The sequence below is a fragment of the Streptomyces sp. NPDC053542 genome (assembly GCF_044544685.1).
In the GTDB taxonomy this organism is placed as follows: Bacteria; Actinomycetota; Actinomycetes; order Streptomycetales; family Streptomycetaceae; genus Streptomyces.
On sequence record NZ_JBITXL010000006.1, the window covers coordinates 450,069 to 465,709 of the forward strand.

A 15,641-nucleotide genomic window follows, 5' to 3' on the forward strand; every position below is an offset into this window, starting at 1 on the left:
CGCTCACCGCCGTACCGCCGTCGCGGTCACTTCGCCGCGTTCGCCGCCTTGATCAGGGTCTGCCGGTCGACGGCACCGACGTAGACCGTGCCGTCGTCCGTCACCAGGGCGTTGACCAGGCGCGTACTGAAGACATGGCCGGAGCCGAAGCTGCCGGTCGCCTTCTCGCCCAGCGAGTCCAGGAACTTCGCGGCGTCACCGGCGGGGACGCCCGCCTTGCCCTCCGCGGCCCCCTTCTCGCCCAGGCCCTCGCCGGCACCCTCGATCTTGGCGATCGCAGTCCAGCCGTGGCCGATGACGTCCAGGCCGCCCCCGTCCCCGGCCCGCGCCTCGTTCAGACCGTGCGGCAGCCCGCCGGGCAGCGTGTCCGGGAGGTCTTCTGCCTCGCCCTCGTGCTGCGTACGGACCTCGTCGCCGTTGATGATCTTCGCGCCCTTGGGCGGGTCGAAGGCGAACGTGCTCGCCGCCGGCTTGGCGAAGTCGACGGAGGTGAACCCGGCTTCGACGGCCGGTGCGCCGCCGCTCTTCGGCGTCAGCGTGAAGCGCAGCGGTACGCCGTTCTGCGCGTCCACCGCGATCCGTACCGAACCGACCGTCGAGCCGGCCTGCTTGGGCTTGACCAGCAGCTGGTAGGCGTCCCGCCCGGCGATCTTTGCGGTGCCGTCGACGGTGACGGACGTGGTGTCACCGGCCGCGTCGAGGACGTGCTCGGCGAGCTGCTGCGGGGTGACGTCGTCCAGGCCCTTCGGCATGGCCCGGCGCTGGTCGCCCTTCTTCGCGGTGTCCGCATCCGGCCCGGTGGCGCGGAAGGCGGTGTTGCTGCCGCTGTCGTACCCCCACACCTTGGCGCCGTCGCGCACCAGGCTGTACTCGGCGGCCTTGTCGATGACGGACACCCGCTGCCGGTCGGGTCCGTCGGCGGCGACCCGCAGCGTGTGCGTGCCGGACGCCAGCTCCATGAGCTTGTCCTTCGGGTCGGCGGACGCGCCGCCCTTGCCCTGGCCGGAGCCCAGCGCTCCGGCGTCCATGCCGCCGGGCAGTTCCGGCAGGCCGAGGTCGGTGCTGGTCCGTACCGTGCCGGACAGCTGCTGCACGTCCGACGCCGCTACCTTCGCGATCAGGTCCTGCGCGGATATCTCCGGCAGATCGGGATCGCCGGCTCCGGCGAACGCGGGGACCAGCCCGATCGTTGCCGCCGCCACCCCCGCCACAGCGACGGGGACGCCGTACCGGATGGCCTTGCGGCGTGCCGTGCGCTTCCCCCCGTCGTCCCATTCGCCGGTGACCCGTGACGCTTCGTTCCGTGGCATGTGCCTCTACCTCCGTCGTAGGCGGCGGTCTCAACGCAACGCACTCGTCCACACCTCGGGCTCATTGTGGCCCGCGCCGCCATGGCGTGGTGGTGTCAATGCCACCAAATCCGCCAACGAGAAGCGTCAGCCCGGGGGCTGGGACGGTGTACTGCTGAAGGATGAGACCGCCCGTGGGGGCAGCGCACCGCGTACTGCCACGGGCGAAGCCCGCCGTACGCCGCCCCCCGGCCCGGGCCTTACGCCGACCCCGGCCCAGGGGCCGTACACCGGAACGGTCAGCCCGCCCGGTGCACCACCGCGTCGCACAGCTCCTGGAGCGCGGTCTTCGCCGCGCACTCCGGCAGCGGCGCCAGCGTCGCGCGAGCCTCCTCCGCGTACCGGATGGTGTCGCGGCGGGCCTGCCGCAGCGCGGCGTGGGCACGCAGCCCGGCCAGCGCCTCGGCGTGCCGGGCGTCGTCGGTGAGGTCCTGGTCCAGAAGGGCGGCCAGCGCGCGGTCCTCCTCGGTGGCGGCGTCGGAGCCGGCCAGCGCGCGGAGGTGCAGGACCGGCAGCGTCGGGATGCCCTCCCGCAGGTCGGTGCCGGGCGTCTTGCCGGACTCGCCTGCGTCGCTGGCGATGTCCAGGACGTCGTCGGCGAGCTGGAAGGCCGTGCCCAGGCGCTCGCCGTACTGCGTGAGGATGTCGACCGTGGCCTCGTCGGCGCCGGACATCATCGCGCCGAAGCGGCCGGCGACGGCGATCAGCGAGCCGGTCTTGCCCGCGATGACGTCGAGGTAGTGCTCGACCGGGTCGCGGCCGTCGCGCGGCCCCGCGGTCTCCAGGATCTGGCCGGTCACCAGCCGTTCGAACGCCTCGGCCTGGATGCGGACCGCCTCCGGACCCAGGTCGGCCAGGGTGTGCGAGGCACGCGCGAAGAGGAAGTCGCCGGTCAGGACGGCCAGCGAGTTGCCCCAGCGGGCGTTGGCGCTCTCCACCCCGCGGCGCACCTCGGCCTCGTCCATGACGTCGTCGTGGTACAGCGTCGCCAGGTGCGTCAGCTCCACGACGACGGCCGAGGGCACGATGCCCGGCGCGTGGGGGTCACCGAACTGGGCGGCCAGCATCACCAGCAGCGGCCGGAAACGCTTGCCGCCCGCGCGGACGAGATGCTGCGCGGCGTCGGTGATGAACGGCACGTCGCTCTTGGTGGCCTCCAGCAGGCCCTCCTCGACAGCCGCCAACCCGGCCTGGACATCGGCCTCAAGAGCCTGGTCCCGCACGCTCAGCCCGAAGGGCCCGACGACGGTCACGAGGGTTACTCCTGTCTGCTGACGATCAAACGGATTGTCGATCTGTCGCTGTCTCCACCATTGGCCAGCGTATCCGGTCCCAGTTCGATCACCATGAGCGCCCGTCCGTCTTCCGCACCCGGCGGCCGGGAGAGCGCCGCCGTACCGGGGTCCGGCATGTTCTTGATCACCCACCGTCGCGGGTTTTGCACCCGGAGGAACGGACAGCAGAAACAAGCCAATCACCCGACCCCCAGGAGTCACACCCGTGTCCGGACCCCCGCACCCTCGCGACGCTCATTCCTTCCTCGGTCACCCGCGAGGGCTGCTGACCCTCTCGGGCCTGGAGGTCTGGGAGCGGTTCTCCTTCCTCGGCATGCAGGCCATCCTGGTCCTGTACTTCGCCGACACGGTCGCGCACGGGGGCCTCGGCATGGCCGAGAACACCGCCGCGTCCGTCACCGCCGCCTACGGCACCCTGGTCTACCTCGTCTCGGTCGCCGGCGGCTGGCTCGCGGACCGGATGCTGGGCTCCTACCGCGCGGTCCTGTGGGGCGGCGTCCTGATCGCCTGCGGCCACTACTCCATGGCGGTGCCCACCGCGGCCATGACCTGGGTGGGCCTGGGCCTGATCATCGCCGGCACGGGCCTGCTGAAGCCGAACGTCTCGACCATGGTCGGCAAGCTCTACGCGACCGAGGACGAGCGCCGGGACGCGGGCTTCGCGCTGTACTACATGGGCATCAACACCGGTGCCTTCCTCGCCCCGCTGATCATCGGCTGGCTGGGCCAGAAGCAGGGCTGGCACTGGGGCTTCTCGGCCGCCGCGCTCGGCATGACGCTGGGCCTGATCCAGTACATCGCGGGTCGCAAGGGCCTCGCGGGCCGCAAGCACAGCGCCGAATTCGCCCTGCCGCGGGCCGCGATGCGCCGCGCGACCTGGCTGATAGCCGGCGGCTGCGTACTGGTCGCCGCCGTCGCCACGGCCCTGGCACTGGCCGGGTGGCTGACCATGGACCGCACCGTGGACGTGCTGACGGTGATCTCGGTGATCGCCCCCGTCGCCTACTTCGCGGTGATGTTCCGCAGCCCTCGCGTCGGCTCCGAGGAACGCGGCCGGCTCCGCCCCTACCTCGTGCTCTTCGCCGCCTCGGTGGTCTTCAACTTCGTCCTCTTCCAGTCGTACTCGACGATGACGCTGCTGGCCGCGGGCCATGCGGACACCGAGATCCTCGGCTGGGAGTTCCCCTCGACCTGGTACGGCTCCGTGCTCGGCGGCGCCGAGGTACTGCTCGCGCCGGTCGTCGCGGCGGTCTGGGTCAAGCTCGGCCGGCGCCAGCCGCACGCCTCGCACAAGATCGCGTACGGCGTGCTCCTCGGCGGCCTGTCCTTCCTCGTCATGGTCCCCGCGACGCACGGACGGACCGGCGACTGGAAGATGGCCGCCTGGTGGCTCCTGATCTCCTTCGTGCTGCTCGGTCTCGGCGACATCCTGCTGGAGACCACCGGCATGTCCGCGACGACCAAGCTCGCGCCCGCCGCGTTCACCAGCCAGACGATGGCCCTGTGGTTCCTCTCCCTCGCCCTGGCCAACGGCATCCAGGCCCAGGTCGTGAAGTACTTCGGGAAGATCTCCCACGAGCTGTACTTCGGCCTCAACGGCGGCTTCGCGGTCGTCGTGGGCCTCGCGGTGATCGCCGCCGGACCCTGGCTGCGCCGCACCATGCACCCCGTTCACTGACACACCCTGGACCGGCACCATGCGCATCCGCACCGACTTCCCGTACCGGACGTTCCGCGAGGACGTCCGCATCCCCCTCCCGGACGGCACCCGGCTCTACGCCCGCGTCTGGCGCCCGTACGGCACGGAGCCCGTCCCCACGCTGCTCGAATACCTGCCCTACCGGCTGAGCGACTGGACCGCGCCGCGCGACGCCCAGCGCCATCCGTACTACGCGGGCCACGGCTACGCCTCCGTCCGCGTCGACGTCCGCGGCCACGGCAACTCCGAGGGCCTGCCCACCGATGAGTACTCCGAGACCGAGTTGGCCGACGGTGTGGCCGTCATCGAGTGGCTGGCCGCGCAGCCGTGGTGCTCCGGCAAGGTCGGCATGTTCGGCATCTCCTGGGGCGGCTTCAACAGCCTCCAGCTCGCGGCCCGCGCGCCCGAGGCGCTGAAGGCGATCGTCACGGTCTGCTCGGCGGACGACCGCTTCGACAACGACGTGCACTACATGGGCGGCTCGCTGCTCGCCGTGGACATGCACGCCTGGGCCGCCACGATGCTCGCCTTCGTCTCCCGCCCGCCGGACCCGGCACAGGTCGGCGAGGGCTGGCGGAAGCAGTGGACGGACCGCCTCGAAGCGGTCGATCCCTTCCTCCACACCTGGCTGGACCATCAGTCGCGGGACGCGTACTGGCAGCACGGCAGCGTCTGCGAGGACTACTCGGCGATCAAGGCGGCGGTGCTCGCCGTCGGCGGCTGGCACGACCCGTACCGGGACACCGCGCTGCGCCTGGTCCAGCACCTCGACGCGCCCGTGCGCGGCCTCATCGGGCCCTGGTCGCACCAGTATCCGGACCGCGGCCTGCCGCCGGGCCCCGCGATCGGCTTCCTCCAGGAGACGCTGCGCTGGTGGGACCACTGGCTCAAGGGCGAGGACCGGGGCGTCGAGGACGACCCGCTGCTGCGCGCCTGGATCAGCGAGTCGCACCCGCCGGCCACGGTCTACGACGAGCTGCCGGGCCGCTGGGTCGCCGACCCCGCCTGGCCCTCGCCCAACGTCACACCGACGGCGTACACCCTGCCCGGCGACCGGCCGCTGCTGGTCCGCTCGCCGCAGCACACCGGCGTCGACGCGGGCCGCTACTTCCCCTTCGGCAACGACGCGGATCTGCCGCCCGACCAGCGCGAGGAGGACGGCCGCTCGGTCTGCTTCGACCTGCCGGAGCTGACCGAGCGGGTGGAGATCCTGGGCCGGCCGCGCGTCACCCTGCGGCTGACCTCGGAAGTACCGCGCGGCCAGGTCATCGCCCGCATCTGCGACGTGGCGCCGGACGGCTCGTCCACGCTGGTCACCCGCGGGGTACTGAACCTCCTCACCCGGCACGGCCGGGACCGGGCCGTGGAATGGACGCCGGGCGCCACGGAGGACGTGACCTTCGAGCTGAACGGCATCGGGCACGCGTTCCCCGCCGGGCACCGCATCCGCGTCGCACTCTCCTCCGCGTACTGGCCGTGGATCTGGCCGCACGCCGGCAGCGAGGCGGGCTGGACGGTCGACCCGGCCGCCAGCACCGTCGAACTGCCGGTCCGCACCCCGGGCACGGAAGAGCCGGAGATCACCTTCGAGGTGCCCGAGCAGTCCGAACCGCTCGGCGTGATCTTCCCCGAAGGCGGTGACCAGCGGCCCGAACGGAAGGTGATCCGGGACGTCGCGGCCGGCACCTGGACGCTGGAGGTGGACCCGCGCTACGGCGGCACCCGGATCTACCCGGACGGGCTGGAGTTCACCGAGGACGCGCTGGAGACGTACCGGATCGACAGCGCCGACCCGGAGAGCGCGGCGACCCGCTCGGACTGGTCGATCCGGCTGCGCCGCCCGGACCTGGGCTGGGACGCCCGGATCCGGACCCGCTCGGAGATCACCACCGACGCCGGCGACTTCGTCACGCGCAACGAGGTCGTGTGCCACGACGGCGAGGAGGAGATCTTCCGCCGCAGCTGGGAGCGCCGCATTCCCCGCACGGCGGTGTGAGCCCGAAGAGCGGGCGGGCCTCGTACGGCACTTGATGCCGTACGAGGCCCGCCCGCTCAGGGGCGCGGGGAACTGCGCGCCCAGCCCCATGCGGCCCGCAGCCGCAAACTGACAGTCGCCCCGCGGCGGAGCTGCGGCGGAGCCCCCGCGAAGCGTCACCGCGTCTGTGCGATGGACCTGGCCAGCCTCGGCGAGGCGAACTCCGTGCCACAGACGAACCGCATCACCGGCCCGTAACTGGCCGCCGCCGGCAGCCCCGTGAAGTACAGCCCCGGCACCGACGACTCGAAGCCGGCGCCCAGCCGCGGCCCGCCCGCGCCCACCGCCAGCTCCGTCCGCAGCCCCTGTCCGAGGAAGTCCAGCGCGCCCAGGTCCACCCGGTACCCGGTGGCCGCCAGCACGTGATCGGCCGCCAGCTCGCCGTCGTACCCGTCCGAGCCGCGCAGCGACAGCACGGGGCGGCCGTCCTCGACCCGGGCTCGCACGATCCGCCGCCCGGCGCTCACCTGCACCCGGCCCACGAACCGGTCCCGCAGCCACCACGCGCCCAGCGGCCCGAGCACCCGCTTGACCAGGAACTGCCGGGTCGGCGCCGGCAGATAGCGGAAGCCGTCCGCGTGGTACGAGAAGGCGTACAGCGACCAGGCGTTGCCGAACGGCGTCTCGGGGCGCAGCTTCGGCTGCCGGTCCGGCGGCGCGCCGAAGCCGACGGCCTGCCGGCCCCGGGTCAGCACCCGCACCGAAGCGCCGGCGTCCGCGAGCAGCACCGCGCTCTCCAGCGCCGACTGCCCGGCGCCCACGACCACGACCTCGCGGCCCGCGAACCCGGACAGGTCGGCGTGCTGCGAACTGTGCGAGATGGGCCCAGTGGGGGACGGTCCATCCGGTACGGCATCGGCCAGCTCGGCGGGCACGTGCGCGAAGCCGGTGAGTCCCGTGGCCACGACCACCGCACGGGCGCTGAACTGCTCACCGCTGTCCAGCTTGAGCTCGAAGCCGGACCGCTGCCGGTCGACGGAGACGACCCGGACCTGCTCCAGGTCCGGCACCAGCCGCTGCTGGAACCACTGCCCGTACCGGACGAAGGTCTCCACCGGGATGATGTCCCAGTCCGACTCGTACCGCCGCTCCCCCGACGCGGCGCAGTAGTCGACGAGCGTATGGCCGGGCTGCGGGGTGTCGATGCTGGACGCCGCCGGCGTGGACTTCAGCAGCATGCCGGCCGGCATGTGCTCACTCCAGCTCACCATCGGGCGGCCGAAGGTCCGTACGGGTATGCCGCGTGCGCGGAGATGAGCGGCGGTGGACAGGCCGAAGGGGCCTGCGCCGATGACTGCTACCGGAGTGTTCACTCGGGTTTCCCTCCCCAGGGTGCTGCTGATGCGTCGTACTGCGTACCGGTGCACGGCCCGGGGCCGCGCTGCCCGGAACCGTGCGGGAATCGGAGCGCGCCGGCGGCGCGCGGGCGTCAGCGCTCGTGACACCGGCCCGACCGGTCGCGCCACATCTGCCACAGGTGCTTGGCGCCCGGCCGGACGAACCGCGCGAGCATGGTGAAGAACGGCTTCATGTCGTCGGCGGCGAGCCAGGCCAGCTCCGTGCTCGCGGGGCGGTCCGGCACGTGCGGGGTGGTATAGCCGCTGCGGCGGTACGCCAGCCAGGCGGGCAGGTCGATGTTCTCCACCACGAAGCGGTGTCCGGCCCGCTGCTCGCCCTCCGGCACCGCGCGCCCGGTCAGGTCCAGGTGCTGGGCGCGGACGACGTCGATGCCCGCCTCGTTCTCGAAGAGCCGGAACTGCGCGCCCATCCGCGGGTTGAAGTCCAGCAGCTTGTAGCGCCGGTCCCGGCGGTCGTAGCGCCAGTCCAGGTCGACGATGCCGCTGAAGCCGATGCGCTTGATGAACTGCGCGGTCATCTCGGCCAGTTCGGGGTTGTCCACGACGTACGCGCAGGCCGTCATCCCGGCGTGCGGCGGCCACGAGCGGACCTTGACCCCGGTGAACATCGTCAGCGCCGCGCTGTCCCCGTCGAAGTACGCGTGCACGATCCAGTCCTCGGCCTCCTCGCGCGGGAGGTACTCCTGGAGGATCACGCCGGGGTGCGGGCCCCAGCTCTTGGCGAGATGGCGCAGGTGAGCGGCGTCCGCGATGCGCGTGGTGCCGTTCACGGCGGGCCGGCTGCGGCGCTGGAACGCCTCCCGGTTCTTGGCGACGACCGGGAAGCGGGCCCGTGCGGCGAAGTCCTCGATGTCCGCCTGCGTCTGCGGGAAGGCCGCCCGGGGGGACGGGATGCCGTGTTCGGTGCACAGCTCGTGCAGGCCCTGCTTGCTGGCGAGTCTGCGGGAGAGCCCGGCAGGACTGCGCGGGAAGAGGAAGCGGTCGCCCAGGACGTCCGCGTGCTCGGCGATCAGTACCGCGGCCTCCTCGTCGGTCGGTATCAGGACCGTCGGCCGGCCGATCCGGCGGCCGATCCGCAGCAGTCCGTCGACCAGCCGCTCCGGGTCCTCGCGGCCGGTCGTCGGCCAGACGAACCGCCCCTTGAGGTACCGCGACGCCGCGGCCGGCGTGTATCTGTCCTCCGTGATCGCGTACATGGGCACGCCCAGCCGTCCCAGGCTGCGGATCGCCCCCACCCCGCCGTGGTGCAGCGGATAATCACCGATCTTCACAATCAGCCCTGGCACGGTCCGGTCGACCGTGAACCGCGTGCTGGCATGAGCCACGTGTCCCCCCTATGGCCACAGCCCCACCCCGGCCGCGCCCCGTCAGGACGCTAGAACCCCCATGGGTGATCCGCCAATCCATTTCCGGACATTGCTTACTCTTTAGGTACGTCTCGGATGACTGGTACGGAACGGGTACGTGCTGCCCGTCGGACAGCAGGCATCTCACGGTGCTGATGGGGCTGTTGTCATGCGCGTGACTGCTAGCCTCACGAATCCTGTCCCACAACGGAGGAGACGTACGTGCGCAAGGCAGCGCAGTTCGCCGGGGCGGCCGCCATCGCCGCGCTCTTGCTCAGTGGCTGCGGCAGCAGCGGCGAGGGCGGCGAGGAGAGCAAGCCGTCACCGTCCGCGGAGGGTGCCGACAAGCCCGCGACCGGCATCGACGGCGCCTGGCAGTCGAAGTCCGCGAACGGCACGGTCACCCTGGCGGTCATCGGCGACTCCGCGACCCTGTCCGACGGCAAAACCGCCTGTCAGGGCACGGTCCAGGACATGGGCGCCACCATGCTCGCGCTGAAGTGCAGCAACGGCGACGACACCCGTTCGATGGGCAATGTGAAGCAGACCGGCGACACGCTCACGGTCAGCTGGAAGAACGGGCCCACCGAGGAATTCACCAAGACCGAGGGCAAGGTGGAGATCCCCAAGCCTGACCTGCCGTCCGGTACCCACTGAGCGGCTTCCCGATGAGCGGTTCCCCCGAGGAGATCAACGTGCGCAAGGGCATCCAGTTCGCCGTCGCGGCCGCCGCGGCGGCGGTCCTGCTCGCCGGCTGCAGCGGCGGCGGCGACACCGGTGGCGGCACCGGCGGTGGCGCGAAGAAGTCGGAGTCGCCGTCGCCGTCCGCCTCGTCGGCCGGGCAGACGCCCGGTGGCGACGTCTCCGTGGCGTCCCTGGAGGGCGGCTGGACCACGAACGCGCTGCACGCCGACAAGGGCCTGCTGATCCTGTCCGTCTCGAAGCACGAGGCGGTACTGATCGGCAAGAAGTCCTGCGGCGGCAAGGTCGTGGACGGCGAGCCGGTCAAGCTCGCCTTCAAGTGCACCGACGGCGACACCGAGCACTCCGCGGGCACGGTGGAGAGCCTCCAGGGCAAGAAGCTCACCGTGCGCTGGGCCTCCGGCAAGGAGTCCGTCTTCACCCGGACCGAGGGCACGACGGACCTGCCGTCCATCGATCCCTCGTCGCTGGACGGCTTCCAGCAGAACGGCTGACGTACCCGGCCCTCCTGCGTACGTACGCCGCTGCCCGGCACCCCTCGCGGGAGTGCCGGGCAGCTTCGTGCGTACGGATACCTGGCCGGGTCAGCGGACGAAGACCCCCGCCTGCCCCGCCAGGTCGAGGAAGTACTGCGGCGCGAGGCCCAGGACGAGCGTCACCACCACGCCGACCGCGATGGCCGTCATGGTCAGCGGGCTGGGCACCGCCACCGTCGGGCCGTCCGCCTTCGGCTCGTTGAAGAACATCAGGACGATCACCCGGATGTAGAAGAACGCGGCGACGGCGGACGAGAGCACACCGATCACGACCAGCCAGCCGGCGCCGCTCTCCGCCGCGGCCTTGAACACCGCGAACTTCCCCGCGAACCCGGAGGTCAGCGGGATGCCGGCGAAGGCCAGCAGGAAGACCGCGAAGACCGCGGCCACCAGCGGCGAACGCCGCCCGAGCCCCGCCCACTTGGACAGGTGCGTCGCCTCGCCGCCCGCGTCCCGCACCAGCGTGACCACCGCGAACGCGCCGAGCGTCACGAAGGAGTACGCCAGCAGGTAGAAGAGCACCGACGAGATGCCGTCCTTACTGGTGGCGATCACGCCGGCCAGGATGAAGCCCGCATGCGCGATGGAGGAGTACGCCAGCAGCCGCTTCACATCGGTCTGGGTGAGCGCGATGACCGCGCCGGCCAGCATCGTCAGGATCGCCACGCCCCACATCACCGGGCGCCAGTCCCAGCGCAGGCCCGGCAGCGCGACGTACAGCAGGCGCAGCAGCGCGCCGAACGCGGCGACCTTGGTGGCGGCGGCCATGAAGCCGGTCACCGGGGTCGGCGCGCCCTGGTACACGTCCGGGGTCCACATGTGGAACGGGACGGCGCCGACCTTGAACAGCAGGCCCATGACCACCAGCGCGCCGCCGATCAGCAGCAGCGCGTCGTTGCCCATGGTGTCGGCGAGCGCCGGATCGATCTGCTTGGCGCCGTCGCTGACGACCTCGGCGATGCCCGCGTACGTCACCGTGCCCGCGTAGCCGTACAGCAGGGCGATGCCGAAGAGCAGGAACGCCGAGGAGAACGCGCCGAGCAGGAAGTACTTCACCGCCGACTCCTGCGAGAGCAGCCGCTGACGGCGGGCCAGCGCGCACAGGATGTACAGCGGGAGGGAGAAGACCTCCAGCGCGACGAAGAGGGTCAGCAGGTCATTGGCCGCCGGGAAGACCAGCATGCCGCCGATCGCGAAGAGGGCCAGCGGGAAGACCTCGGTGGTGGTGAAGCCGGCCTTGACCGCCGCCTTCTCCGCCTCCCCGCCGGGCACCGCGGCGCCCTGCGCCGCGAAGGAGTCCACCGGGCGGCCGTGCGCCGCGGGGTCGAGCCTGCGCTCGGCGAAGGTGAAGACGGCGATCAGCGAGACCAGCAGGATCGTGCCCTGCAGGAAGAGCGCCGGGCCGTCCACCGCGAGGGCACCCATCGCGGCGATGTGTGCCTTGGTCGTGCCGAAGCCGCCGGCCGCGAGGCCGATGACCGCGGCGAAGGCGGCGGCCAGCGCGACCACGGAGAGCAGCACCTGCGCGTAGTACCGGCCGCGGCGCGGCCAGAACGCCTCGACGATCACGGCGAGCACGGCCGCGCCGAGCACGATCAGGGTCGGCGCCAGCTGTGCGTACTCGATGTGCGGCGCCGGAATCCTGCCGGGGCCGTCCGGGGCCAACGGGGAGCCGGCCGCCCCGTCCGCCATCGTCCACAGGGTGTGGACCGCTGCCACGGATGTCACTTCGCGGCCTCCGCATCTCGATCGGAACCGGCCTCATGCGGCTCGGCGTTGACCCGTACGTCGGGCTTGGGGTCCTGCCTGTCCACGACGGACAGCGTGTGGTCCACCGCCGGATTGACGATGGAGGTCAGCGGCTTCGGATAGACGCCGAGGAAGAGCAGCAGCGCGATCAGCGGCGCCACCACCACCAGCTCCCGGGCCTTGAGGTCGGGCATGCCCTGGACCTCGGCCTTGACCGGCCCGGTCATCGTGCGCTGGTACAGCACGAGGACGTACAGCGCGGCCAGCACGATGCCCACCGTGGCGATGATGCCGATGACCGGATACCGGCTGAACGTGCCGACCAGTACCAGGAACTCGCTGACGAACGGCGCGAGGCCGGGCAGCGACAGCGTGGCGAGGCCGCCGATCAGGAACGTGCCGGCCAGCACCGGCGCGACCTTCTGCACGCCGCCGTAGTCGGCGATCAGGCGCGAGCCGCGGCGGGTGATCAGGAAGCCGGCGACCAGCATCAGCGCGGCGGTGGAGATGCCGTGGTTGACCATGTACAGCGTCGCGCCGCCCTGGCCCTGGCTGGTCATCGCGAAGATGCCCAGGATGATGAAGCCGAAGTGGGAGATGGACGCGTACGCGACCAGCCGCTTGATGTCCCGCTGGGCGACCGCGAGCAGCGCGCCGTACAGGATGCTGACCAGCGCCAGCACCAGGATCACCGGCGTCGCCCACTTGCTGGCCTCGGGGAAGAGCTGGAGGCAGAAGCGGAGCATCGCGAACGTGCCGACCTTGTCGACCACCGCGGTGATCAGCACGGCGATCGGCGCCGTGGACTCGCCCATGGCGCCCGGCAGCCACGTGTGCAGCGGCCACAGCGGCGCCTTCACCGCGAAGGCGAAGAAGAAGCCGAGGAAGAGCAGCCGCTCCGTGCCCGCGCCCATGGTCAGCTCGCCGGCCGCGCGGGCCTCGACGATCTGGGAGAGCGAGAAGGTGCCGGTGCCGAGCTGGTCGGCGGTGACGGCGTACAGGCCGATCACCGCGGCCAGCATGATCAGACCGCCGGCCAGGTTGTACAGCAGGAACTTCACCGCGGCGGACGAGCGCCGAGCGGCGCCCTCCGTCGCGTCGTCGGCGCCCGCCCGGTCCCCGAAGCCGCCGATGAGGAAGTACATCGGGATGAGCATGGCTTCGAAGAAGATGTAGAAGAGGAAGACGTCGGTGGCCTCGAAGGAGAGGATCACCATCGCCTCGACGGCGAGGATCAGCGCGAAGAGGCCCTGGGTCGGGCGCCAGCGGCGATTGGAGTTGTCCTCTTCGAGGGGGTCGGCGTCGTGCCAGCCCGCCAGGATCACGAAGGGGATCAGCAGGGCGGTCAGCGCGATCAGCGCCACCGCGATGCCGTCCACGCCGAGCTCGTACCGCACGCCGAAGTCGGCGATCCAGGCGTGCGACTCGGTGAGCTGGAACGGGCCCTTGGCGCCGGGGTCGAAGCGGACCGCGATCACCAGCGCCAGCGCCAGCGTGGCCAGCGAGAAGAGCAGCGCCAGCCACTTGGCGGCGGTGCGCTTCGCGGCGGGCACCGCGGCCGTGGCGACCGCGCCGATCGCCGGGACCGCGGCGGCGGCCGTCAGCAAGGGAAACGACATGGCTCAGACACCCCTCATCAGCAGGGTCGCGAAGACCAGCACCGCGGCGCCGCCCAGCATCTGCAGGGCGTAGGAGCGGACGTAACCGGTCTGCAGGCGGCGCAGCCGGCCGGAGAGACCGCCGACCGACACCGCGGTGCCGTTGACCGCGCCGTCGACGACGGAGTGGTCGATCCGCTCCAGCGCGCGGGTCAGCTGCTCGCCGCCGCGGACCAGTACGACGTGGTTGAAGTCGTCCTGGAGCAGGTCGCGCCGGGCAGCGCGGGTGAGGAACGAGCCGCGCGGCGCCACGGCCGGTACCGGCTTGCGGCCGTACTGGAGCCAGGCGAGGGCGACGCCCAGCAGCAGCACCACGATGGTCGCGGAGGTCACCGCGGCCGCGCCGAGCGGGGAGTGGCCGTGCTCGAAGGAGGTGACCGGCTCCAGCCAGTGCACGAACGCCTCGTTGATGCTGAACAGTCCGCCGGCGAAGACCGAGCCGAACGCCAGCAGGATCATCGGGAGCGTCATGGACTTCGGCGACTCGTGCGGATGCGGTGGCGTGTACTCGCCACGCGTCTCGGCGGCGGGCTCGACGCTCGGCTCCTCGGGCGAGGGAGTGGGCGCCTTGCGCCAGCGCTCCTCGCCGAAGAAGGTCATCAGCATCACGCGCGTCATGTAGAACGCGGTGATCCCGGCGCCGAGCAGGGCCGCTCCCCCGAGGATCCAGCCCTGGGTGCCGCCCGAGGCGAACGCCGCCTCGATGATCTTGTCCTTGGAGAAGAAGCCGGAGAGGCCCGGGAAGCCGATGATGGCGAGGTAGCCCAGGCCGAACGTCACGAACGTGACCGGCATGTACTTCCGCAGGCCGCCGTAACGGCGCATGTCCACCTCGTCGTTCATCCCGTGCATCACGGAACCGGCGCCGAGGAAGAGGCCCGCCTTGAAGAAGCCGTGGGTGACCAGGTGCATGATCGCGAAGGCGTACCCGATCGGGCCCAGCCCCGCCGCGAGGATCATGTATCCGATCTGCGACATGGTCGACCCGGCCAGCGCCTTCTTGATGTCGTCCTTCGCGCAACCGACGATCGCACCGAAGAGGAGCGTGACCGCGCCGACCGCGACCACCGCGGTCTGTGCATCCGGCGCCCCGTTGAAGATCGCGCCGGACCGGGTGATCAGGTAGACCCCCGCGGTAACCATCGTGGCGGCGTGGATCAGGGCCGAGACCGGGGTCGGGCCCTCCATCGCGTCACCCAGCCAGGACTGCAGCGGCACCTGGGCGGACTTGCCGCAGGCGGCCAGCAGCAGCATCAGCCCGATGGCGGTCAGCTTGCCCTCGCTGGTGTCGCCCACCGCGCCCAGCACCGGGCCGAACGCGAACGTCCCGAAGGTGGTGAACATCAGCATGATCGCGATCGACAGGCCCATGTCGCCGACCCGGTTGACCAGGAACGCCTTCTTGGCCGCCGTCGCCGCGCTCGGCTTGTGCTGCCAGAACCCGATGAGGAGGTACGAGGCGAGGCCGACGCCCTCCCAGCCGACGTACAGCAGGAGGTAGTTGTCGGCGAGGACGAGCAGCAGCATCGCCGCAAGGAAGAGATTGAGATAGCCGAAGAAGCGGCGGCGCCGCTCGTCGTGCTCCATGTAGCCGATCGAGTAGATGTGGATCAGCGATCCGACACCGGTGATCAGCAGCACGAACGTCATCGACAACTGGTCGAGCTGGAAGGCGACATCGGCCCGGAAGCCGCCCACCGGGATCCAGCTGAAGAGGTGCTGGTGCAGGGCGCGGTCCTCGGCGCCCCTGCCCAGCATGTCCGCGAACAGCACCAGGCCGATGACGAACGACACCACCGCGAGCAGCGTGCCGAGCCAGTGGCCCGAACGGTCCAGGCGTTTGCCGCCGCAGAGCAGCACGGCCGCACCGACCAGTGGTGCCCCGACGAGCAGCGCGATCAGAGATTCCACGAG

11 protein-coding genes are annotated in these 15,641 nt (G+C 71.3%); 4 read left to right on the forward strand and 7 right to left on the reverse strand.

The genetic code is table 11. The features are described 5' to 3' along the window. Positions 1-26: 26 nt before the first annotated feature. Both ACIGXO_RS19905 and ACIGXO_RS19910 read right to left on the reverse strand, forming a co-directional pair. Entirely contained in the window at positions 27-1,310 is a 1,284-nt protein-coding gene (locus ACIGXO_RS19905) for an outer membrane lipoprotein carrier protein LolA (RefSeq protein ID WP_399788145.1), read from the reverse strand. 278 nt (positions 1,311-1,588) lie between these two features. Next, entirely contained in the window at positions 1,589-2,602 is a 1,014-nt protein-coding gene (locus ACIGXO_RS19910; RefSeq protein ID WP_399788149.1) for a polyprenyl synthetase family protein, read from the reverse strand. 247 nt (positions 2,603-2,849) lie between these two features. Between ACIGXO_RS19910 and ACIGXO_RS19915 the strand changes: the two genes are divergently transcribed. Together ACIGXO_RS19915 and ACIGXO_RS19920 are read left to right on the forward strand one after the other, a co-directional pair. Then, positions 2,850-4,322, forward strand: a complete 1,473-nt coding sequence (locus tag ACIGXO_RS19915; protein ID WP_399788152.1) for a peptide MFS transporter — start codon at positions 2,850-2,852, stop codon at positions 4,320-4,322. Positions 4,323-4,341: 19 nt separating this feature from the next. Further along, a complete protein-coding gene (locus tag ACIGXO_RS19920; RefSeq protein ID WP_399788155.1) occupies positions 4,342-6,339 on the forward strand; it encodes a CocE/NonD family hydrolase in 1,998 nt (665 codons plus the stop codon). Between the two features lie 155 nt (positions 6,340-6,494). Here ACIGXO_RS19920 and ACIGXO_RS19925 read toward each other — a convergent pair whose 3' ends face one another. Together ACIGXO_RS19925 and ACIGXO_RS19930 are read right to left on the reverse strand one after the other, a co-directional pair. Continuing rightward, positions 6,495-7,691, reverse strand: a complete 1,197-nt coding sequence (locus tag ACIGXO_RS19925) for an NAD(P)-binding domain-containing protein (RefSeq protein ID WP_399788158.1) — start codon at positions 7,689-7,691, stop codon at positions 6,495-6,497. Positions 7,692-7,807: 116 nt separating this feature from the next. Continuing rightward, a complete protein-coding gene (locus ACIGXO_RS19930) occupies positions 7,808-9,061 on the reverse strand; it encodes an ATP-grasp domain-containing protein (protein WP_399788161.1) in 1,254 nt (417 codons plus the stop codon). Positions 9,062-9,304: 243 nt separating this feature from the next. On the opposite strand from ACIGXO_RS19930, the gene ACIGXO_RS19935 reads away from it, so the two are divergent. Together ACIGXO_RS19935 and ACIGXO_RS19940 are read left to right on the forward strand one after the other, a co-directional pair. Continuing rightward, positions 9,305-9,739 (forward strand): hypothetical protein, encoded by a 435-nt coding sequence (locus tag ACIGXO_RS19935; RefSeq protein ID WP_399788164.1) that lies wholly within the window; start codon positions 9,305-9,307, stop codon positions 9,737-9,739. Between the two features lie 11 nt (positions 9,740-9,750). Further along, complete coding sequence (locus ACIGXO_RS19940; protein WP_399788167.1) at positions 9,751-10,278, forward strand: hypothetical protein; 528 nt, start codon at positions 9,751-9,753, stop codon at positions 10,276-10,278. A 90-nt stretch (positions 10,279-10,368) separates the two neighbouring features. On the opposite strand, the gene nuoN is transcribed toward ACIGXO_RS19940, so the two are convergent. From nuoN to nuoL, 3 genes are read right to left on the reverse strand one after another with little or no spacing between them, the layout of a single operon-like run. Beyond that, the gene (gene nuoN / locus ACIGXO_RS19945; protein WP_399788170.1) at positions 10,369-12,048 is read right to left on the reverse strand and encodes an NADH-quinone oxidoreductase subunit NuoN; all 1,680 of its coding nucleotides are present in this window, start codon (positions 12,046-12,048) and stop codon (positions 10,369-10,371) included. Next, positions 12,045-13,688 carry an NADH-quinone oxidoreductase subunit M gene (locus ACIGXO_RS19950; RefSeq protein WP_399788173.1) on the reverse strand — a complete coding sequence of 548 codons (1,644 nt, stop codon included), beginning with the start codon at positions 13,686-13,688 and terminating at the stop codon, positions 12,045-12,047. The genes nuoN and ACIGXO_RS19950 overlap by 4 nt, the downstream gene beginning before the upstream one ends. Before the next feature lie 3 nt (positions 13,689-13,691). After that, a complete protein-coding gene (nuoL, locus tag ACIGXO_RS19955) occupies positions 13,692-15,638 on the reverse strand; it encodes an NADH-quinone oxidoreductase subunit L (protein WP_399788176.1) in 1,947 nt (648 codons plus the stop codon). Positions 15,639-15,641 lie beyond the last annotated feature (3 nt).